The 20137-nt window shown below is 52.7% G+C and carries 20 protein-coding genes, 4 tRNA genes and 1 pseudogene; 20 read left to right on the forward strand and 5 right to left on the reverse strand.

The genetic code is table 11. The features are described from left to right. Positions 1-60 precede the first annotated feature (60 nt). The 8 genes and pseudogenes from alaS to HBUT_RS09930 all read left to right on the forward strand — a co-directional run bounded on the left by alaS (position 61) and on the right by HBUT_RS09930 (position 6002). Complete coding sequence (gene alaS / locus HBUT_RS08410) at positions 61-2826, forward strand: alanine--tRNA ligase (protein ID WP_011822744.1); 2766 nt, start codon at positions 61-63, stop codon at positions 2824-2826. Further along, positions 2823-2984 (forward strand): annotated as a pseudogene (locus HBUT_RS10155) (DUF434 domain-containing protein); the annotation flags it as partial. The gene alaS and the pseudogene HBUT_RS10155, both read left to right, overlap by 4 nt. A gap of 30 nt (positions 2985-3014) precedes the next feature. After that, positions 3015-3518 (forward strand): DUF5616 domain-containing protein, encoded by a 504-nt coding sequence (locus tag HBUT_RS09305; protein WP_011822745.1) that lies wholly within the window; start codon positions 3015-3017, stop codon positions 3516-3518. Continuing rightward, positions 3509-3586: transfer RNA gene (locus HBUT_RS08415), tRNA-Arg, on the forward strand. The genes HBUT_RS09305 and HBUT_RS08415 overlap by 10 nt, the downstream gene beginning before the upstream one ends. 225 nt (positions 3587-3811) lie before the next feature. Continuing rightward, complete coding sequence (locus tag HBUT_RS09115) at positions 3812-4300, forward strand: 4Fe-4S dicluster domain-containing protein (protein ID WP_011822746.1); 489 nt, start codon at positions 3812-3814, stop codon at positions 4298-4300. Between the two features lie 297 nt (positions 4301-4597). Further along, positions 4598-5044 carry a heterodisulfide reductase-related iron-sulfur binding cluster gene (locus HBUT_RS09310; RefSeq protein WP_228546816.1) on the forward strand — a complete coding sequence of 149 codons (447 nt, stop codon included), beginning with the start codon at positions 4598-4600 and terminating at the stop codon, positions 5042-5044. Between the two features lie 522 nt (positions 5045-5566). Continuing rightward, positions 5567-5722, forward strand: coding sequence for a nitroreductase family protein (locus HBUT_RS09925; RefSeq protein ID WP_228546817.1), 156 nt, complete (start codon positions 5567-5569; stop codon positions 5720-5722). A gap of 58 nt (positions 5723-5780) precedes the next feature. Next, positions 5781-6002, forward strand: a complete 222-nt coding sequence (locus HBUT_RS09930; protein WP_011822748.1) for a nitroreductase family protein — start codon at positions 5781-5783, stop codon at positions 6000-6002. A gap of 204 nt (positions 6003-6206) precedes the next feature. Here the strand turns inward: HBUT_RS09930 and HBUT_RS08430 are convergent, their stop codons facing one another. Next, a complete protein-coding gene (locus HBUT_RS08430) occupies positions 6207-6668 on the reverse strand; it encodes a PPC domain-containing DNA-binding protein (RefSeq protein WP_011822749.1) in 462 nt (153 codons plus the stop codon). A gap of 129 nt (positions 6669-6797) precedes the next feature. On the opposite strand from HBUT_RS08430, the gene HBUT_RS08435 reads away from it, so the two are divergent. After that, positions 6798-7430, forward strand: coding sequence for a pyroglutamyl-peptidase I (locus HBUT_RS08435; protein WP_011822750.1), 633 nt, complete (start codon positions 6798-6800; stop codon positions 7428-7430). Here HBUT_RS08435 and HBUT_RS08440 read toward each other — a convergent pair. From HBUT_RS08440 to HBUT_RS08450, 3 genes are all read right to left on the reverse strand, one after another. Beyond that, entirely contained in the window at positions 7393-7692 is a 300-nt protein-coding gene (locus tag HBUT_RS08440; RefSeq protein ID WP_011822751.1) for a hypothetical protein, read from the reverse strand. The genes HBUT_RS08435 and HBUT_RS08440 overlap by 38 nt on opposite strands. A gap of 65 nt (positions 7693-7757) precedes the next feature. Further along, positions 7758-7886, reverse strand: a tRNA-Met gene (locus tag HBUT_RS08445). Between the two features lie 57 nt (positions 7887-7943). Continuing rightward, positions 7944-8174: a hypothetical protein gene (locus HBUT_RS08450; protein WP_048061589.1), complete on the reverse strand. Its 231-nt coding sequence runs from the start codon at positions 8172-8174 to the stop codon at positions 7944-7946. Between the two features lie 173 nt (positions 8175-8347). Here HBUT_RS08450 and HBUT_RS08455 point away from each other — a divergent pair. After that, positions 8348-8423: transfer RNA gene (locus tag HBUT_RS08455), tRNA-Gln, on the forward strand. A 77-nt stretch (positions 8424-8500) separates the two neighbouring features. Here the strand turns inward: HBUT_RS08455 and HBUT_RS10090 are convergent. Next, complete coding sequence (locus HBUT_RS10090) at positions 8501-8632, reverse strand: hypothetical protein (protein ID WP_267195205.1); 132 nt, start codon at positions 8630-8632, stop codon at positions 8501-8503. An 846-nt stretch (positions 8633-9478) separates the two neighbouring features. Between HBUT_RS10090 and HBUT_RS08460 the strand changes: the two genes are divergently transcribed. The 10 genes from HBUT_RS08460 to HBUT_RS08505 all read left to right on the forward strand — a co-directional run bounded on the left by HBUT_RS08460 (position 9479) and on the right by HBUT_RS08505 (position 20132). Next, on the forward strand, positions 9479-10126 hold the full coding sequence (locus HBUT_RS08460) for an LAGLIDADG family homing endonuclease (RefSeq protein ID WP_011822752.1): 648 nt from the start codon (positions 9479-9481) through the stop codon (positions 10124-10126). An 88-nt stretch (positions 10127-10214) separates the two neighbouring features. After that, a tRNA-Pro gene (locus HBUT_RS08465) sits at positions 10215-10291 on the forward strand. A 428-nt stretch (positions 10292-10719) separates the two neighbouring features. Next, positions 10720-10941 carry an antitoxin family protein gene (locus HBUT_RS08470; RefSeq protein ID WP_228546819.1) on the forward strand — a complete coding sequence of 74 codons (222 nt, stop codon included), beginning with the start codon at positions 10720-10722 and terminating at the stop codon, positions 10939-10941. A 218-nt stretch (positions 10942-11159) separates the two neighbouring features. Further along, a complete protein-coding gene (locus HBUT_RS08475; RefSeq protein ID WP_110138771.1) occupies positions 11160-11465 on the forward strand; it encodes a hypothetical protein in 306 nt (101 codons plus the stop codon). Positions 11466-11520: 55 nt separating this feature from the next. Next, on the forward strand, positions 11521-11799 hold the full coding sequence (locus HBUT_RS10160) for a toxin-antitoxin system TumE family protein (RefSeq protein ID WP_476737638.1): 279 nt from the start codon (positions 11521-11523) through the stop codon (positions 11797-11799). A gap of 547 nt (positions 11800-12346) precedes the next feature. After that, on the forward strand, positions 12347-14413 hold the full coding sequence (locus HBUT_RS08485; protein ID WP_011822756.1) for a hydantoinase/oxoprolinase family protein: 2067 nt from the start codon (positions 12347-12349) through the stop codon (positions 14411-14413). Next, the gene (locus tag HBUT_RS08490) at positions 14400-16070 is read left to right on the forward strand and encodes a hydantoinase B/oxoprolinase family protein (protein ID WP_420804939.1); all 1671 of its coding nucleotides are present in this window, start codon (positions 14400-14402) and stop codon (positions 16068-16070) included. Before HBUT_RS08485 ends, HBUT_RS08490 begins: the two co-directional genes overlap by 14 nt. A 571-nt stretch (positions 16071-16641) precedes the next feature. Continuing rightward, a complete protein-coding gene (gene iorA, locus HBUT_RS08495; protein ID WP_011822758.1) occupies positions 16642-18597 on the forward strand; it encodes an indolepyruvate ferredoxin oxidoreductase subunit alpha in 1956 nt (651 codons plus the stop codon). Positions 18598-18619: 22 nt separating this feature from the next. Continuing rightward, positions 18620-19219: an indolepyruvate oxidoreductase subunit beta gene (locus HBUT_RS08500; RefSeq protein WP_011822759.1), complete on the forward strand. Its 600-nt coding sequence runs from the start codon at positions 18620-18622 to the stop codon at positions 19217-19219. A 127-nt stretch (positions 19220-19346) separates the two neighbouring features. Next, positions 19347-20132, forward strand: a complete 786-nt coding sequence (locus HBUT_RS08505) for an SDR family oxidoreductase (RefSeq protein WP_011822760.1) — start codon at positions 19347-19349, stop codon at positions 20130-20132. Positions 20133-20137: the final 5 nt, after the last annotated feature.

Raw genomic sequence — 20137 nt, forward strand, 5'->3', positions numbered from 1 at the left:
AGCTCCAGCCTATACACTATTAACTACCCGTAGAGCCGCCCCTTCCTCCGGGGGTCTGTATTGAAGCTCGATCCTAAGGTGTACCAGCTAGAATTCTTCCGCGAAAAGGGCTTCACGCGGAAGCAGTGCCGTGTCTGTGGCGAGTACTTCTGGACACTCAACCCCGACCAAGAACACTGCAATGACGCGCCCTGTGTCGAGTATTATTTCTGGGAGCTGCCAAGGGTTCGAGGCTTATCGGTGCGTGATGCTCGTAGGAAGTTTATAGAGTTCTTCAAGAGACATGGCCACGAGTATGTTGAACCTAGGCCGGTGGTTGCTAGGTGGCGCGAAGACCTCTACCTAACCATTGCTAGCATTGTAGCATTTCAGCCTCATGTGACTAGTGGTATTGTGCCGCCACCTGCTAATCCCCTTGTCATAGTTCAGCCCTGCATTAGGCTCGAGGACATAGACTTTGTTGGGTTAACTATTGGCAGACACCTTACAAGCTTCGAAATGGGTGGTCACCACGCCTTCAACTATCCCGACAAGACTGTCTACTGGAAGGAGGAGACTGTACGGTTCGCCTTCGAGTTCTTCACAAAGGAGCTGGGCATCCCAGAGGATATGGTAACGTTTAAGGAGTCGTGGTGGGAGGGTGGCGGCAATGCTGGCCCAAGCTTTGAGGTTACCGTTGGCGGTCTGGAGCTAGCAACACTGGTGTTCATGCAGTACAGGGTTGTGGATGGAAAGTATGAACCCATGGATATACGCGTGGTCGATACGGGCTACGGTATCGAGAGGATTGCCTGGTTCTCCCAGGACGTGCCAACAGCCTTCCACGCAATATATGGCGAGTTACTTGACGAGTTTAGGAAGCTTCTCGGAGTAGCGGAGCCGCCACGAGAGCTTCTATGGGGTGCTGCCAGGGCTGCTGGTAGGCTCGATCCCGAGGATCCGGAGAGTGTTGAGAGGTACTATCAAGTCGTAGCTGAGCGTGCCGGTCTAAGCATTAGGGAGGCCAGGGAGCTACTGGGAAGGGAGGCTGCACTATATACGCTCCTAGATCATACCAAGACCATAGCGTTAATGCTTGGCGATGGCATAGTACCTAGTAATACTGGCGAGGGCTACCTTGCAAGGCTCGTTATACGGAGGGCCCTCCGCACCCTACGCAGACTAGGAGCCGACATAGAACTCGCCGTACTTGTCGAGAGACAGGCGAGATACTGGGGTGCGGACTACTATCCTAGACTACTCAGCCACTTAGACTACATACTCCGCGTTGTACGGCTCGAGGAGGAGAGGTACTCGAAGACCCTTGAGAGGGGCCTGAGGGAGGTTACCAAGCTGCTAAAGCGCAAGAAGAAGCTAAGCATTGATGACCTGATAACACTTTACGATTCCCATGGCGTGCCGCCAGACATGGTTGCTGAGGCTGCATCAAAGCTTGGTGTTAACGTTGATGTGCCCCATAATTTCTACGCGCTAGTAGCCAAGAAGCATGGTGCTAGCGGTGCGGTTGCTAGGGAGGTTGAGGAGAAGCCCAAACTACCCAGGGACATCGAGGAGTGGGCTAGAGGATTCCCGGCTACGAGGAGGCTATTCCACGAGAATCCCTATGCTAGGGAGTTTACGGCGAACCTGTTAGGCGTTAGGGGTAGCCATGTCATCCTGGACGCGACATTGTTCTATCCGACAGGCGGCGGTCAGCTCCACGATACTGGCGTGCTAAGGCTGTGCGGCGAGGAGTATCGCGTCCTGCGGGTTGAGAAGGTCGGCGATGTTGTAGTCCATGTCCTAGACCGCGAGCCAAGCTGTAGCAGCGGAGAGGCATGGGGCCGCATAGACTGGGATAGAAGATACAGGCTAATGAGACACCATACAGCTGTCCACGTACTACTCGGCGCGGCGAGGAGGGTACTGGGAGACCACGTATGGCAGGCTGGTGCAGAGAAGACACCTGAAAAGGCTAGGTTGGATATCACGCACTATGAGTTGCCAAGCCGTGAGGAGATTAGGAAGATTGAAGAATTAGCAAACAGCGCTATCCTGGCCCGTATACATGTCGATATCGAGGAGATCGACCGCAATACCGCCGAGAAACTTTATGGATTCCGGATATACCAGGGAGGCGTTCCAATGACGCCAAGACTGAGAATAGTGAGGATAGGTGACTGGGATGTAGAGGCTTGCTTTGGCACACACGTAGCTAATACTGCTGAGATAGGTGCCATAAAGATTGTCAACGTGGAGAAGCTCCAGGATGGCGTAGTTAGGTTTGAAATCGTTGCCGGCAGCGAGGTTGCAAGATACGCTGCAAGCCTTGAGGATAAGCTCGACACTATAGCCTCAATTGTGGGTGGCGGCCGCGGAGAAGCCGTGAAGAGGGTTGAGAAGCTAGCTGAAGAGTTGAAAGAGGCCAAGAGGCAGGTATCTAGACTGCGTAGCTTCCTTGCAGACATGCTTGTTAAATCTGTGAAAGCCACAGCTAAGAGCATTGATGGCGTTAAGGTATACGTTATGACTGAAGAGCTGCCCGACGAGAACATCTATAGGGAGGTCATGCTGAAACTTAGCAGAGAAGAGCCAGACTCTATAACCATAGCTGTTATCCGCCGCGGAGAAGACCTCCTAATGGAGATAGGTGCTGGTAGCAAAGCTGCAAAACGTGTTGACCTACGAGCTGTCGCCAAGCAGTTGGCGAGCAAAGGTCTCCGGGGCGGTGGTAAACCGAGCCACATAACGCTCTACGGACGCGGGCTCGCAGAGAAAGCCAGCAAGGTTGCTAGCGAGGTTGTAGAGGTGATAGCATCGCTGGTGAGCAGAGCCGGTACAGCATAGCCCTTCCTCCCGAGGCGTTTTACGAGCTATACTTCCTACTCACCCGCGGCTACCCGCGTAGCCGTGCCGTAGAGCTGGTCCGGGAGAGACATAGCCTACGCCGTGAAGACGCGGCACTCCTTTCACGCTGCATACACCCCCTAGACAAGTCTAGAGCCATAGCCTCCAAGCTAGTAGCTGTAGACAGGGTGAAGGGCGAGAAGCTGGTAGTAGACGGGTTTAACCAACTGACAACAGTCTACGCAGCCTATGCCGGGTATCCAGTCTACCTCTGTAGCGACCACCTGCTCCGCGATGCACTACTTGCAGGCCCCAGATACGTCGTCGAAAACATCTCCACCATAGCCCGCCTACTCGCCAAAGCACTTGAGATACTAAAGCCGGGCGAAACACTCGTCGTACTTGACAGCCAGCCAAGCTGGAGCGGTAGGACGGCACAACAGCTACGCGCACTAATACCCAGAGCAACAGTGATACTCTCACGTAACGCGGACAAGACGGTTATCGAGTACGCTGGCAAGGGCTACATAGTAGCGTCAAGCGATGTAGCGATACTAGAACGCGTGGATAGAATATTCGACCTAGCAAGATACATCGTTGAAAACCTACTGGAGGGGCCAGCGAGCATAAACAATATACCCCACCTCATAGAAGGACAGCACTCCAGGTGGTGTAGAGAGGCGGGCCCGTAGCCTAGCCAGGATAGGGCGCCGGCCTTCTAAGCCGGTAGTCCGGGGTTCAAATCCCCGCGGGCCCGCCACCCTCATGATCCCCATCAATATCAAGAAGATCTATGAAGCGAAGAAAAGGTTTGACCCGAAGTGGATATTGGACCCAGGGAAAGTATTACCTTCAAAGCTCGACAAGAATTCCCCGCAAAGGATCTTGCAAAAGTGATTAAAATGGGTGTTGATGCTGGAAGATTTGCAAAGCTAGCTACAATATTCTTGAGTGACAAAAACTGATAAACTCAAGCCTACCCGACATGCTTAAGTACGACTCCTTTGCGTGCGCTCAGTGCGGCTTCTATGAAGCAGTATGTACCGTTTACGATGCTGTAAAATGGCCATCAGCATCACCAAGAGGGAAATTCTACCTAATCAAACAATACCTCCTTGGAAACTATGACTTCGATCAGAGAGCATTAGACATGCTCTACTTGTGTACAACATGTAAGAAGTGTGAGCTTGTATGCCAGACTGCCATACCTATAGTTAACCACTGGCTTGAGATGCATATACCGATGACAGCAAAAGGATATGAACTTACATCACTGAAACAAATAAGAGAAAACGTGCTAACAAAGGGCAGCTTCTGGGGTGTGGATCCGAAGGAAAGGTGGAGCTGGCTTCCAGGGAAGTACAATGAGAAGAGAAAGGGTAAAGTGGCCATCTGGTCCAGCTGTTGGGAATCAATAATCGCCAGAAACATGTCCCAGAATATGATAAAGATACTAGAAAAAAGCTGGCATTGACTTTATCATGTTTGGTGAAGAGCGAAAGTGCTGCGGGCTCTATCTCCTCCTCGGAGGCTACATAGAAGATTTCAGAGAAAAATGATGTAGTACAATATAAAACTATTCAAATCAAGAGGAGTTAAAAGAGGAGTTAAAACAATAATAGTTCACTGTCCAGGCTGCTATGCTACCTTCAGCCACGCATATCCAGAGTTTGCAAAGCTCTTTGGACTCGAATGGGACTTTGAAGTTAAACATGTACTCGAAGTCCTTGAAGAGTTAGTTGAAAGTGGGAAACTCAAGTTTGTAAAAAGCATTAACGCAACCGTCACAGTCCACGATTCATGCCACACTGGAAGGTGGGCAGGACTCTACGATGCCCCCAGAAAGATACTTAGCATGATACCAGGACTGAAGCTCTCCGAAATGAGACATAACAGAGAGAATTCGCTTTGCTGTAGAGCTGTTGCAATGCTATCAAATCCAAAGATTGGGCTCTCAATTGCCGTAAAGAGAGTGCGCGAGGCTGTAGAGGCAAATGCAGACATAAATGTCACCAACTGCTCCGGCTGCCTCTCCGCATTAACCTTTGCTTCACACTACTCAAAGGCTGACGTCAAAGTCAGGGACATCACCGACCTACTAATGGAGGCGCTAGGAATGCAACCCGAGAAAACCAAGGAAAGGATAATCAGTTACATGGAAAAGGCCGCAAAAATGCTCGAAGGTTCGAGGGTTACGCAAGGCAAACAACGCCTCTAACCTTCAAAGAACAAGTCGATCTCACTCTATTTCATAATCTGATAGAATGAGCCTAACCTGCAAAATCCAACACTGGTTTAGCTCAAAGGCCACACAAGGCCAGGAATCCTTACCACGTATAAGTCTACTGTGATCTCACATTCACGTTATGAAGCGCTAATATAACTACATGGAGCTACTCTGAGTCTAAATTTTGATTTCATGTTCATGATAAAATAATATGTTATGGTTTGAGAGGTTTCGAGTCCGTGAAATGAAAATTAGGGTTAAGATGGAGTAAAGAGTAAACACAGCATAGCTAGTGAGAACCCCACTGGGTAATGTGAGGTACAATAGGAAGGCTGTAGCTCTACCCTTGATATATTACAAGAATTTATTTCCATTAAAATTACTCAGGGAACAATCCCGGGCTCTGAAGACCTAGAGGGTGAACCTCCATGGAGAACCTCCAGGAATGCGTCAATCTGCTCTTAACGCGGAGGAGTATTACGAAGGTTTAAGGACGAGGAGGTTCCATGGAGCCTGGTTGAGAAGGTACTCGACGTTGCAAGGTACGCACCCAGCGCGTTTAACAGCCAGCCTTGGGAGTTCGTGGTGGTCACGGACAGGTCACTGCTGGACAAACTCGCCAACATACATAAGTGGGCCTTGCCCTCAAGAGGGCTCCGCTGGGCATAGTGGTTGTCTGTGACAAGACCAAGTCCCCGTCTTACATGCTGGACTGGCCAACGTAACCATGTATATCATGCTTGCCGCCCACGCCTACGGGCTCGGCACTGTGTGGATACAAGCGATAGGTTATCAGAACGCAATCAAAGAGATCCTCGGAATACCAGAAGACAAGGAGCCGGTATCAGTGCTTGCGGTAGGCTGGCCAGCCGAGCAGCCTCCACAAAAGCCCCGTAAACCCCTAAGCGAGATCCTCTACGTAAACAAGTACGGAGAACGCGAGGCCTAGGCCAGTATAGAAATGCTTGGGCTGGTATAGCAGAAGAAGGAGTTGACAATCTCGCGTTGACTAGAACTCTGGCTCCAGTTTGGGCTGACACATGCTTAATTATTTTGCCAAGTTATGTTTTCGGCTTAGGCCATGTGACGTACCATGGTTTTCAATGAATCTGATCTATAGTGCCTAGTTCCCTAGGCCCGGATCCAGGCAATTCTAGTTTTCAGCAAGGGGTTCATAGCTCGTTCTTAGCCGCCATCTAGCCCCAAACAGTTCCATTACTTTAGCCTTGTCTGTAATACCAGCCAGTGCGAAGAGTTCGAGGAACGGGGAGACTACAGCTTCAACCAGATGACCTGCATATACTTCGTCTGGCCTCCTGGCAACTGCTACATGTATGTGGGGCTTGCACTCACCATCCCCACATACAACATTGCCGCTTAAAGCTATCACCTCGAGCACATGACCCTCCAACGGCTGTACATCAACGTAACGGTAGATCGTGCGCACTGAGTCGAATACTGCTATGCGAGCCTTTCGGAGCCCGCCAATACCAACAACGTATACCACATCCGCCCCCAGACTCGATGCAAGCCCGGCCAGAGCCTGGGGGAGTCGGTCACCCTCCTCAAGCTTCACCATGTAGAGGCGTAGACCCTTAAGCTCTACACTCTGCACACAACTCACCACATACATAGGTGTTTGCAGAGCTGTAAATACAGCTACCACTAGCGGCACCGAACACACTGCAAAAGCTAGGGCCTGAACACCACTAGAAGCGGGGTAGGCGAGGGGGTCTACGACTCCATGCAGGGCAGGGTGCTCGTTACAGGCTTCATGGTTTTCGCAGGCTACCAGTTCAATCCGAGCGAATGGATAGCAGCTACCCTAGACGGCCAAGTGATTGAGGGTTATCGTGTCCACAGCCTAGTCCTACCCGTATCACTCCGAAGGGCCCTCCCCATCCTCAAAGAGCACCTTGAGACTCTGAAGCCACAAGTTGTGCTGGGTCTAGGGCTAGCACCACGGGCGAGAAAAGTGACTGTTGAACTTGTAGCAGTGAGCCTAGCGCACTACCCTGACTATCCTGACGAGGACGGTTACCGAGCAGATCTTCAACTTCTGGACAATGGCGGCTTGAGGACGTACACTACACGGATTCCACTCGAAGCGGTGCGTGCATGCCGCGGGAAAGGCTACCCTGTCACCGTGTCGGTTAGCGTTGGCACCTACCTATGCAACGCCGTTGCCTACGCGATACACCGTTACGCCCACCACAACAATGCTATTGGGGGCTTCCTGCACCTGCCCCCCACAACCGAGCTAGCCCACCGTCACGGGCTCACAAACACGACGCCACTCTGGTTGGAGCTAGAAACAGTCAAGTGCATATTGAGGGAGACTATCCGCCTTCTCCACAAAGCTCCCGGAAAGCTTTAGCAACAACATCAGCTATATCCTCCAGGGAGACCCCGACAAACACGCCTCGAGACCCAGCATCTAGGATTCTCCCACGGATGCATCCCACACTATCACAGCCAATAGCAGCCTCCTCAACAGCCTCAACGACATCCTCTGGATACACGAAAAAATCTCCCGCCACAACAAGCCGGGCAACCCTACACCCATCCGAAACCTCCAACACAACCTCCAACGTCTTACCGCCGGAAACGCGTTCCACCATAACCACACGCCTAGTCAAAACAAAGCCACCTACACACCAAGAGGCAGCCACAGAGGAGAAGAAGCGCCAAGAAGCCGAGCTAATGGTGCCGCCGCCGGGACTTGAACCCGGGACCACCGGATCCCCCAGGGACCCCCGAGGCCGACTCCGGGGCTGTGGACCGGGGAGCCCCGTATGAGTCCGGCGCTCTGACCGCGCTGAGCTACGGCGGCACCACTGGCCGGCGGCGGCTAGCCATTTAGACTCAAAATAACTACCCCTAGTAGGGGTTATTCATTCTTTCCCTCTAGCACACCCAACTCAACAAGAACCCGGGCAACACGCTCCACAACACCAGCATCAACGGAGGGATGCAGAGAACGGTATATCGTCACCAACTCACCCACATCCCTAGCCATCCAGCTAAGCCTCAACAACCCAACCAGCACAGCTAAATACAACCCACTATCCGCAATACTGCCGCTATCGCCAAAGCCTCGTAGCACGGCAACACTAGCCAAGCCCTAAACCCCGAGAGGAGAGGGCATGCCGCACAGCGATAGGCTGCAACATCATAGAGTTTACAGAGCACCACAAACCAATGTAATAACACCACAAGTACAAGAGTAGCACCCCACCACAGAAACATAGAAAAACCCCACACAATAAAGCACCAGCCATATACATGGCGGGTAGCCGGGTCGTCTAGCGGCCAAGGATGCGGGGCTCTGGCCCCCGTGACCGGGGTTCGAATCCCCGCCCGGCTACCATTCCTTTCATCCAATTAACACTGTCCGTGGAGAGTAGTATCATCATACACGCTTTTGGCTTCTGGGTTTTGTCTTCATTACCTGTGATTAGGCATCTTCGCAAGTAGCTCTGCTAGTTTTAGAGCTGAGAGCACAGTTGCTTTGAATGGTCTACTGCTTGTGCTAAGCCTCTTCGGGTCCGCATTAATGTCGGCAGGGACTGCCTTCACGTTTGGCATCAGCCTTCCAATGTTTGTAACTCCTACAAGATGTGTTGAAGGCGGGACCGGGCACGACCGTGTGGTGGGCTTCCTCCACGGCTAGGTATAGGAGGGGCTTGCTGTCTGGCCGCCTCCTCTGGAGCAGGTAGGAGGCAACCAGCTGGGCGTATAGGCTGCGGTGGCGGGGCGGGAGCCCGCTGAGATCCACCGCGTAAACCGTGCCGGCACGGGGCCTGCAGGGATCCAGCTTCTTGCCCTGCCCCGGGCTCGAGAAGCTCCAGTACGGGCCGGATGCTCCACAGCCGGCGCACCAGCGCGTAGATACTGTTTCTAACGTCGCTCCTCTGCTCACACCCAGCCATCCCCTCGAGCTCCCCCACGAGGGCCTCGATGCGCCTCCGGGTCCTCGACAAGGCCCTGACCAGCCGCCGGAGGGAAGATTGTCATGTGCACTAGCATGAAAGAAGGTGAAGGTTTTGAAAAGAGTTGTTTTTCACTATGCTCCTCCAGGGGTCGGGGCGCGCCGGAGACCAGGGCCGTAGAGACTGAAATACAGTGCAGTATGCTAGACTCACTATGCAGTACTCCGGCAAAAATACTAGGTGGCTTCACTAATACCTGTCCGATACCGAGAATCAGGAAAAGCTACGCAGCAGCTTGCGGAATGCTAGCATTCATTTATGGTGACGGAATCATAGAAGTGTGCTTAACATCTACGGGGAGAAAATGGGCTGCCGTTAGAGTAAACAGCCTTCGACCTTCAACACTGTTTGCTGGAATTGCTTGGATACTACCATTTACCAGTAAAAGAAGCCATGGCAGCCTATTTTGTAATAGGGGGGTTGCGGTACAAGCATGACTTTTAAAGCAGTACTTGACCTAAAAGCCCTAGAAAGCTACAGCCTAACAGGCATACTAGGAGTAAAACCAGGCATCAAAGAGGATTTATTGAAATGCCTCAAAATAGATGAAGGCCTATTCAGTGTTGTTGCAGGCCTCATAGACTCTGAAGGCCATGTAAGAAAGAAGGCCCGGATAATAGAAATAGGAATGAAGGATGAGGACCTACTAGAAGCCATTGCTGAAGCTCTAAATAACAAAGGTATTATAGTGACTAGTGGCCCCAGGAAGATGGCCAAAGTATCAATGATAGAGATCAAGGTGGACAAAAATGCCAGACCAATCATTGAGAATATGCTAAACCCCGATAAGCGGCTAACAGCAATGCGAATGCTCGCGGACAATAGTGTAACACGAACAAAGCTATACCAGCATGCTCTCAGAGAACTCGTATGGCTGCTTGAAAGAAAAAGAAAACTACCCAAGCAACGCTGCAAAGAATGCGCCAATACAGTACTACAGGAAGCGCGGGCCCTGGTCTCCGCGGGCCTAGAGCCCGCAGAAAGCAAGGGTGGAGAATCTAACTCCACCCCTACCTCTCTACATGTCTTTAATACTACATCACCAACCATATATGCAAAAGCTGTCTCTGCCACAGTTTGATCGAAGTAGCAAGTGGAGATAATTAAGAAAAAGCTTAAACCCCGCTTAACCCTCCATAGGAATCACACACGGCTGAGCACACGCTGGTGGGGCCGTCGTCTAGCTTGGCAGGATGCGGGGCTTGGGCCCCCGTGGTCCGGGGTTCAAATCCCCGCGGCCCCACCACTAAACCCTTATGTGTCCTCCCAACTTCCCTCTTAGTCCTGAGGTGCCAGTCTCCCGATTGTTGACACACTTGTTTGTTGTTCTTGATTTGACGCCACATGCTCCCGGCATGTGTTGTTCTGGTACCTAGTCGTGTAAAGTGGGCGGATCCCGTGTCTCGTGATGCCATGCATGGCTCAGGATTAACCGAGGCTCTCGGCCGAGATGTGCTTCCCCAGGAATGATAGAGCTGATTAGTTACTGATCAATATAACCTAATGAAGTCCCAGGTCTCTGTCTATGTGCTTCTTCTCCCTGGCTAGGCTTGTTACTTTATCGCTTTCGACTAGATGAGGTGGGTTATTGGGTTATGATGGTTATGGGTGCTGGGGGTGTTGAGCCCGGGGGTAAGCCCATATTGGGTTGCTGGGGCGATATGTTCTGTGGGGATGTTTGACACGGTGTCTAGGGTTATCCGTGTGAGATTTGAGAAGGGGGTGTTCAAGCCCCTGGACCGGGTTGACTTTAGGGAGGGTGAGGAGCTAGTAGTGTTTGTGAGGAGGTGTAGGGTGCGGGAGGTACTGGACAAGTACGTTGGACTGTTCGGTGAGGCCACTGTTGAGGAGCTTGAGGAGGAGGAAGCCCAGGTGCAGCGGCCAAGGCATTCATAGGCACAAACATGATTCTACAACCTACTCTCCGAAACAAGGCTCACTTCTCTATACTCTTGGCTGGCGCCGGTAGGCCTGGCATATGGCGGCGTGATATTTCGCAGGTAACTATCGGAGAACCGTTAATCGTTGTTCGGAAGTGTAGGTTGGGGTCTAGCGTTAGGGTTATGGGAGTTTGTTGTATTTTGGATATGGCGGAGATATTGTGGTGGATTGGTTTGACTAGCTTGCTGCATAGGGTGTCTAAGGTACTTGGTGTTGAGGCTGGTGTTTTGGAGAGGGAGGCTCTGTATCGATACATTTTATCCGAGCTTAGGCGTGTTAGGTTAGAGGCTAAGCTCATTATGGCTCGGTATGGCGTGTCAAGTATAGAGGAGTTGGACGAGAGGATTAGACGGGGTGAACTGGAGGAAACAGAGGTCTTTGAGGATCTTACCCGCCTTGATTACCTGCTTGACCGGGAAGAGAGGTTGAAGAGGCTTTTGGAAGAGCTAAGGGGTTGGGGGAGTGGGAGAACGCGGTAATGTAGACGAAATACTTGAGAGGCTTAGGGAGTTTGCTGCTAATTTGTATCCTGAGGTGGTTGTAGACGTAGAAATAGTGTATGGTAAGCTAAGAATATACCTTATCGACGAGAGTTTCATCGATGTATGGATTTCACGAAGACTACCTAATAGATATGCTATACATTGGAAGAGACGTCATATAGATGGCACTATATACCGATGGGATAATACGCCGCATGAAATAAATAGGCACATACCGACATTTCCTCATCACTTCCATGAGGGGAACGACCGCGTGGTAAACCTTTCTATTACCCTGAAAGTATTGAAGACGCGCTTAAGAAGGCTTTAGAATACGTAAAGAAGAGGATTGGACAACAATAGCAGGGTAAAACTAAAAACTAGATTGAAAGAGTGCCTATCACTAATAGACTTACCTTTGAGGGTTCAGGGGTAACTCCTGGATGGCGGCAGCCGATTAGTAAGATAATAATCATGTAGCTGTGGTATGGCAACGGCCGATAATGTTGGAGCCGCAATATACTGTGGCAGAGTGTTTCATTGTCTGGGAAGGCTGGAGCGGGGGTGCTGCGTAGAGGGGAGCCGCCAAAATCTCGATTATGCGCCCATCACGTAAGTGGATTGTGGTGTCTAGAGTTCTTCCAGTTAGGGTTGCGAGAATACCAGCCGGGACAATAGAGGAAGAGTAAGAGGTAGCGGATAGAATTACTGTCCTGCTCTATGATTTACTGATCAGTATGTTTACATAGTGCCTCATTCTTGCTGTACTTGTCATTGTTGTAGGTTTTAGCACGTCTGCCTCTTGTGTGTTGCCTTGGCTGGATAGCACTCTTTATCCTGTTGCTGGTAGCTGCTGTGGTGCTTGGGGTTGGGTTTTCTTGTTGCGTGTCGGTATCGATGTTGGGGGCACCTTTACCGACATTGTCGTGTTTGATGAGGAGTCGGGGAGGCTTGTTGCTGGCAAGGTTTTGACGGTGCCTCGTGAACCTTGGCGTGGTGTTTTGGGGGCCTTTGATGCTCTTGGTGTTAGGGTTTCGGATGTCGGAGTGTTTGTTCACGCTACCACGCTTGGCACTAACATGTTTCTAGGCCAGGTTGGTATTGAGCCGCCTGTCGCTGTGCTCATTACTAATGCTGGGTTCCGCGACGTTATCGAGATTGGCCGTCAGAATAGGGCTGAGCTTTACAACCTGTTCTTCGAGAAGCCCCAGCCGTTGGTGCCGAGGTCTAGGAGGTTTGGTGTCAGGGGCAGGGTTAGCGCCCGGGGAGAGGAGCTGGAGCCGCTGGATGTAGGGGCTGTTAGGCGTATTGCTCGCGAGTGGTGTGGCCGTGCGAAAGTGTTTATCATCTCCTTCCTACACTGCTACGCCAACGATGCGCATGAGAGGCTTGCGGCGAGGGTCGTCCGCGAAGAGTGTCCCGGCGCCGAAGTTGTTACCGGCTGTGAGGTTGACCCGGAGCCTGGCGAGTTCGAGCGCACTAGCACAGCTGTTGTCAATGGTCTTCTCCGCCCCATATTGTCTAGGTATCTTTCGAAGCTCGCGAGGGAGATGGAGCAGCGGGGGTTTCGGGGCAGGTTTCTAGTAATGCAGAGTAGCGGAGGCGTAGCATCGCTAGAGTATGCTGTGAGGTTTCCGGCAGCATTTATCGAGAGTGGCCCTGCAGCAGGTGTTGTTGCTACAGCATACTTTGCCGAGGCTATGGGTATAAGGTATGCGTTGAGCTTTGATATGGGTGGTACTACTGCTAAGGCTGCAGCAATCGTTAACGGCGAGCCAATCGTAGCCGACATGTACGAGGTTGGCGGCAAGGTCCACATGGGCCGTGTACTGCGGGGATCCGGGTACCCTGTAAGGTACCCCTTCATAGACATCGCAGAGGTTAGCGCGGGAGGAGGCACTATAGCATGGGTGGATGCCGGGGGCGCCCTCCGCGTCGGGCCGATTAGTGCTGGCGCTGACCCCGGCCCCGCATGTTACGGGCGTGGAGGCCGCGAGCCAACAGTTACCGATGCCAACCTCGTGCTGGGCCGTCTACCCGAAGTGCTGGCAGGCGGCCGTGTACGTCTTCACCGCAACCTAGCCAAGGAAGCCCTAGAGAAGCTTGCCAAGGCTGTAGGAATGGATACCGTGGAAGCCGCCTTAGCCGTCATACGCATAGCTGACACCGTTATGGCACGCGCGCTCCGCCTTGTCAGCATAGAGAAAGGCTATGACCCTAGGATGTTCACACTATTCGCCTTCGGGGGTGCTGGGCCCCTCCACGCTGTAAGCCTCGCTAGGGAGCTCGGCGTGCCACGGGTCGTTGTGCCGCCCTATACAGGTGTGTTCTCCGCACTGGGGCTACTGCTTACCGACTACCGCCACGATCTACGGAGACCAGTTGTCCGCCGAGCCGACGAGCTCGAAGAGGAGCAACTAAATAAGGTTTTCGATGAGCTGGCAGATGAAGCTAAACGGATACTAGCATCGGAGGGCGTGCCAGAGGAGCGAGTTAGGCTTACGAGGCTTCTCGAAGCACGCTACGAGGGACAGGCATACTCGCTAACCATCCCCTACCACGGCTCGCTCAGTGAGGCCGTAAACGAGTTCCACAAGCTACACGCTGCGAGGTATGGTTACAGCATGCCAGAACACCCCGTGGTCATTGTCTCGGCTAGACTTGTAGCTATAGGAGTCACGCCAAAACCCCGCCTACCACGCAGTAAACCGCTACGACATACACCGGAGCCCGTAGGGTACCGGGAGGTCTACTTCAAGGATGATGGGTGGACCCGTACCCCCATCTATCGCAGAGACAGGTTGAAGCCCGGAGCTGTGCTTAAGGGCCCTGCAGTTATAGAGTCTGATGATAGCACCATACTAATTCCACCAGACAGTGTTGGCACAGTAGACGAGCACCATTCCATAGTTATTAGCGTTGGGGGTGGCAGTGTTGAAGCTTGACACTGCTACCGTTGAAGTTATTAGGAATGCTTCGATATACATTGCCGAGGAGATGGGTGTTGTGCTGAGGAATACAGCGCTAAGCCCCAACATACGCGACCGTCTAGACCATTCATGCGCCATACTCGACGCTGAAGGCAATCTTGTAGCGCAAGCCGAGCACATACCAGTACATCTCGGCAGCATGTCGGTTGCAGCAAGGAATATCGTCGAGTGGCTCGAACGCAACGGTGTCACACTCGACGAGGGCGATGTAGTAGTCTCCAACGACCCATACATAGTCGGCACACATTTGAACGACTTGATGCTCCTCAAGCCAGTCTACGCTGAAGGCAGGCTACTGGGCTACGTGGCTGCTAAGGCCCACCACGTCGATATCGGGGGAGGTGTACCCGGGAGCCTAAGCCCAAATGCGAAGAGCCTCATAGAAGAGGGGCTTGTCATACCCCCCGTCAAGCTCGTGGTGAGGGGCGAGCTTAGGAGGGATATCCTGCGTCTCCTCGAGGCTAACGTGCGTACCCCACGGTATCTCCGCGGCGACCTCCTTGCCCAGATTGCAGCTGTCAACGTGGGGGAGCGAAGGCTCAGGGAACTAGTAGACCGGTATGGCGCCAGTATCGTGATGGAGGCGTGGAAGAGGACGCTGGACTATACGGAGAGGTATGCAAGGAACCGTATACGAGCCCTTGTAGAGAAATATGGCGTTTATGGCAAGGTGTTTACCGCCGAGGACTACCTGGAGCTGGGGAGCGGTCCCGCGCGGATAAGGGTCTCGATACTGTTTAGTGGTGGCAGCATAACCGTGGATTTTGCTGGCTCGAACCGCCAAGTTGATGAACCGTTTAACGCAGTATATGGGGTAACTGTTGCAGCTACAACGTTCGCACTGAAGGCCGTTATTGACCCGGAAATGCCTATGAATCAAGGGTTTTACCGTGTTGTAAACATAGCTGCGCCTAGGGGGACTATAGTTAACCCGGAGCCGCCAGCGCCGGTTGGAGGTGGCAATGTTGAGACCTCGCAGAGGATTGTAGATGTTGTGTTGAGGGCTCTCGCGGATGCTTTCCCGGACCGGGTGCCCGCGGCAAGCTGTGGCACCATGACTAACGTGGCTCTCGGTGGTAGGGGATGGGCTTTCTACGAGACTGTGGGATGCGGTAGCGGCGCTAGACCATGCTGCGATGGAGTTGACGGCGTACACACCAACATGACTAACACTCTTAACACACCGATAGAGGTTGCTGAGGCTGAGTACCCGATACTCTTCCTAGCTTACGAGCTTCGCCCCAACTCAGGCGGATCCGGCAAGTATAGGGGCGGCCTTGGGATTATACGGGCATTTACAGTGCTCGAGGACGGTGTTAAGCTTAGCATCATAGGTGAACGTGTTAGGCTTAGGCCTTGGGGGCTTCGGGGCGGAGGCAAAGGCGCCCCCGCGAGGTTTATCATTGTACGGCGTGATGGACGTGTAGAGCTGTTGGAGTCTAAGGCTAGTGTTGAGCTGCATAGAGGCGATCGTGTCTACATAGCTACGCCAGGCGGAGGCGGCTATGGCGACTCTTGCAGCCGTGACCGCGAGCTAGTTAGGCGTGATCTCGAGGACGGCAAGATAACCCAGTGGCACGCCAGGAGGTACTATTGCTACGAGACTGAGTAGACCATGGCTGAAAGATTCGCCCGAGCAACCCCCACTGGCTACATCTTACTGCTATAACACACGTTTTAGCTGCTACCATGTCTTGCCACCGCTCGAGACTATGGGGAGGCATCGTCGCAGCAATTTTATTTAACACTTCACGCCGTCCAGCAAGCTCGTCAACAAGGGACCCTGCCCCTCACGAGGCATCCAGACATCTAGCCTCTCGCTCCTACAAGTTGCAACCCCATTATTCACACACAACATGCATGATAGTATTGTGTTATTCTCTCGTCGGGCTGGCCTTTCACTACCAACCTACTCTTCATCATGCTTTAGAGAAGCTTGACCTCTGAGGCGTATACCCGGCTATGCTAAATACATGGAGCATACACTGACGATAAGCCTATCCTGCGCCATCCCGCTGAGGCTGCACACATGTTGAGGATGCATAGTGGGAGAGGCTAACGCAGCATATATATCTAGCTAGGGCAACACTATATAGATGGATATGGGTGTTTTGCTTGTACACCTCACTTATTACACCGACTTGTAATACCACCCTAGAACACTAACAGTGGGGTGCCAAAGGTTGGCCTATGAGGAGGTTTTAGCACCAGCTGGTAGCAAGGTCCTAATGCTCGGCAACGCGGCCATTGCGCGTGGCTTCCTGGAGGCTGGTGTACAGTTTGCAGCAGCATACCCCGGCACACCCAGCACGGAAATTGTTGAGGCGCTCTCCGCTGCTGCCCGCATGCTCGGCGGTAAGCCCTACGTCGAGTGGAGTGTTAACGAGAAGGTCGCCCTCGAGGCTGCTCTTGGTGCAGCAATAAGCGGCGCGCGGGCCATCACTGCAATGAAGCATGTAGGGCTAAATGTTGCTGCAGACCCCTTCTTCAGCAGCGCCTATATTGGTGTAAGGGGCGCCTTCGTTGTAGTATCAGCCGACGATCCATGGATGCATAGCAGCCAAAACGAGCAGGATAACCGATGGTATGGCCTCCACGCCTATATACCGGTCGTGGAGCCCACAGGGCCCCAGGACGCGAAGGAGGCTGCAAAACTGGCGCTAAAATATAGCGAGAAGTATAGGAGACCATTCCTTCTAAGAACCACTACACGCATAGCACATACGAGGATACCAGTAGAAACCGACGAGATACCGGTCAATGAGCTTGAGCCACAAGGCGTCTTTGAGAAGAACCCCGCCAAGTGGACCCTTGTGCCGCAGCATGCACGCCGGATGCGCATCGAGCTTCTAGACTTCTGGGACCGTGTTAGGAGGGAGCTGGCAGACTTCCCGCTGAACAGTGTAGAGTATGGCGGAGCCATAGCTGTTGTTGGCGCTGGTCTAGGCTATCGTTACGCTAGGGAAGCAGTAAAGCTGCTCGGCCTAGAGAGCGAGGTAACCCTCTTCAAGCTCGCAACTACTGTACCGCTTCCAGAGCCCATAGCAGACAAGATACTGGAACATGAGACCATTATAGTGGTAGAAGAGGGCGATCCCGTTGTAGAGATCCAGCTAAAGACCACTGCGCAAGAGAGAGGTGCAAAGGCGAGAATCCTCGGCAAACACGGTAAAGACACACTGTTAAGAAGGTATGGCGAGCTAACACTAGACATGGTCGCCGACGCCCTCGCAAAGGTGACAGATAGGGAGCCACCCGCGTGGGCTGTCGAGAAACCCGAACCTCCCAGAACGAAGATACCGCCACGCCCACCGGTACTATGCCCCGGCTGCCCACACCGCAGCCTCTTCTACGCTCTCCGCAGGGCTGTGAACAAGCTGAGGATAAAACCGGTCTATAGTGGCGACATAGGCTGCTACAGCCTTGGTGTACTACCGCCATTCGAGATGCAGGACACCATAATCTGTATGGGTGCGAGTATAGGTGCTGCTAATGGCATGGTCCACGTGCTAAAAGATCCCAATTCTGTACTAATAGCGATTATAGGCGACTCGACATTCTACCATGCAGGTATACCACCACTCATTAACGCAGTATACAACAATGCCCCAATGCTAGTTGTAGTCCTCGACAACAGAACCACCGCTATGACCGGGCACCAGCCACATCCAGGCGTAGGCATTAGCGCTCTCGGAACACCAGCCACAGAGATACCTATAGAAGAGGTGGCCCGTGGTGTTGGTGTCGAAAAAATCCTCGTAGCAGACGCATTCAATATACGCGATGCAGAACAGAAGCTTGTTGAGGCGCTAAAATACGTGATTGAGAAGAGGAAGCCTGCAGTAGTAGTGTCAAGGGGTGCTTGTATCCTGCTAGCCCTAAGCGTTGCACGTAGAGCCAAGGTAAAGCCACCAGTCTACTATGTCGACGAGGAGAAGTGTACTGCATGCGGCATCTGCTACACAGCATTCAACTGCCCAGCGATTCGGAGGAGGCCAGACGGCAAAGCCATGGTTGACCCAGCACTCTGTACAGGCTGCGGTGTATGTGCACAAGTATGCCCGTTTGGCGCGTTTAAACCGAGCCAACCACCGAGCGAGGAGTGGCTCAAGATAATGCGCACAGCCAAGCCCGCATAAAAAACCATGGGGTGGATGAATCATGAATCAAGCCCCAAAGACACTGAACATCGTTATTGTAGGGGTTGGAGGCCAGGGTCTGCTAACTCTATCTACGATAATAGCTAACGCAGCTCTAAGCAGGGGCCTACCAGCACTAGTCTCTGAAACTCACGGCCTTAGCCAGAGAGGTGGCACAGTAATAGTACACGTACGCCTAGGCGAAGCTGACGCACCCCTCATACCGGAGGGTGCTGGAGATGTACTGCTAAGCATGGAACTCATAGAAGCTATCCGCTACCTACCCTACCTCTCCAGGAATGGCGTGGCAGTAGTCAACGACTATATGATACCGCCACCGCTCCCCAAAGTAGAGGTTCCAACGAGAGACGAAATCCTAGACGAGCTTCGTGAGAGAAGCCGTAAACTCATAGTGGTACCTGCAACCGAGATAGCGCTGAAGCTTGGAGATGTAAGAGTAGCCAACATGGCTCTCCTCGGTGCAGCCCTAGAAGCAGGGGTCTTCCAGGGCACCATAGGCTTCGACGACATTGAGAAAGCTATAAGACGAGCATTTCCACGAGCAGCCGAGATAAACATTAGAGCCCTACACGAAGGCGCTAAGGCAGCCAAAACACTGTAACCCCACATTTTTACCCATATCCTCGACCATCCCATGCTTCAGCTCCATTCCCCGCTACAGATTAACTTGTCAGAGTAACTCTTTACACCTGGCTCTCCAAGCCTCCTTGCCCTGGAGAGGGGGGACTATGCCCTTCAACATTACAGGTATGAAGGTGCTCGTAACAGCTTCTACCCGTGGCATAGGCCGCGGCGTCGCCGAGGTCCTCCTCGAGGAAGGAGCTCACGTTGTAATTAATGGCCGCACCAGGGAGAGCGTGGAGAAGGCTCTTGAGGCGCTCCGTGGTAAGGGTAGGGTTTACGGTATTGCCGCCGATCTCTCGGTCAGAGAGGACGTTGAGAGGCTTGTAAAGGAGGCTGCAAGGCTGATGGGTGGCCTAGATGCTGTTGTGTACATTGCTGGGCCGCCACGGCCCGGGAAGTTTGAACAGCTAGGTCTAGAGGATTGGGAGCTTGCTGCTAGGCTACTTGCCCTAAGCGCTGTCTGGATAGCCTACTACTCTCTACCCTACCTCAAGGAGAGCAAAAACCCATCGATGGTCTACTTGACCAGTGTTGCCACGAGGGAGCCCCTGGAGGACCTTGCACTCTCAAACACTATGCGTATTGCTGTCCATGGACTCGTGAGAACTCTCGCAAGAGAGCTTGGAAAGTACGGTATCAGGGTTAACGCGGTAATGCCGGGCTACATTCTCACCGACCGAATTAGGCAGATAGCTGAGAAGAGAGCAAAGGAGAGAGGTGTACCTGTCGAGCAGATATACCAGGAGATGGCGAGCACCATACCTCTCGGCAGAATCGGCGAGCCTCGAGAGGTCGGCTATCTCATAGCATTCCTCATAAGCCCCTACGCCTCCTACATTAACGGTGCCTCCATACCAATCGATGGCGGCTATCTACGCTCGGTATTCTAGCAGCC

The organism is Hyperthermus butylicus DSM 5456 (assembly GCF_000015145.1).
In the GTDB taxonomy this organism is placed as follows: Archaea; Thermoproteota; Thermoprotei_A; order Sulfolobales; family Pyrodictiaceae; genus Hyperthermus; species Hyperthermus butylicus.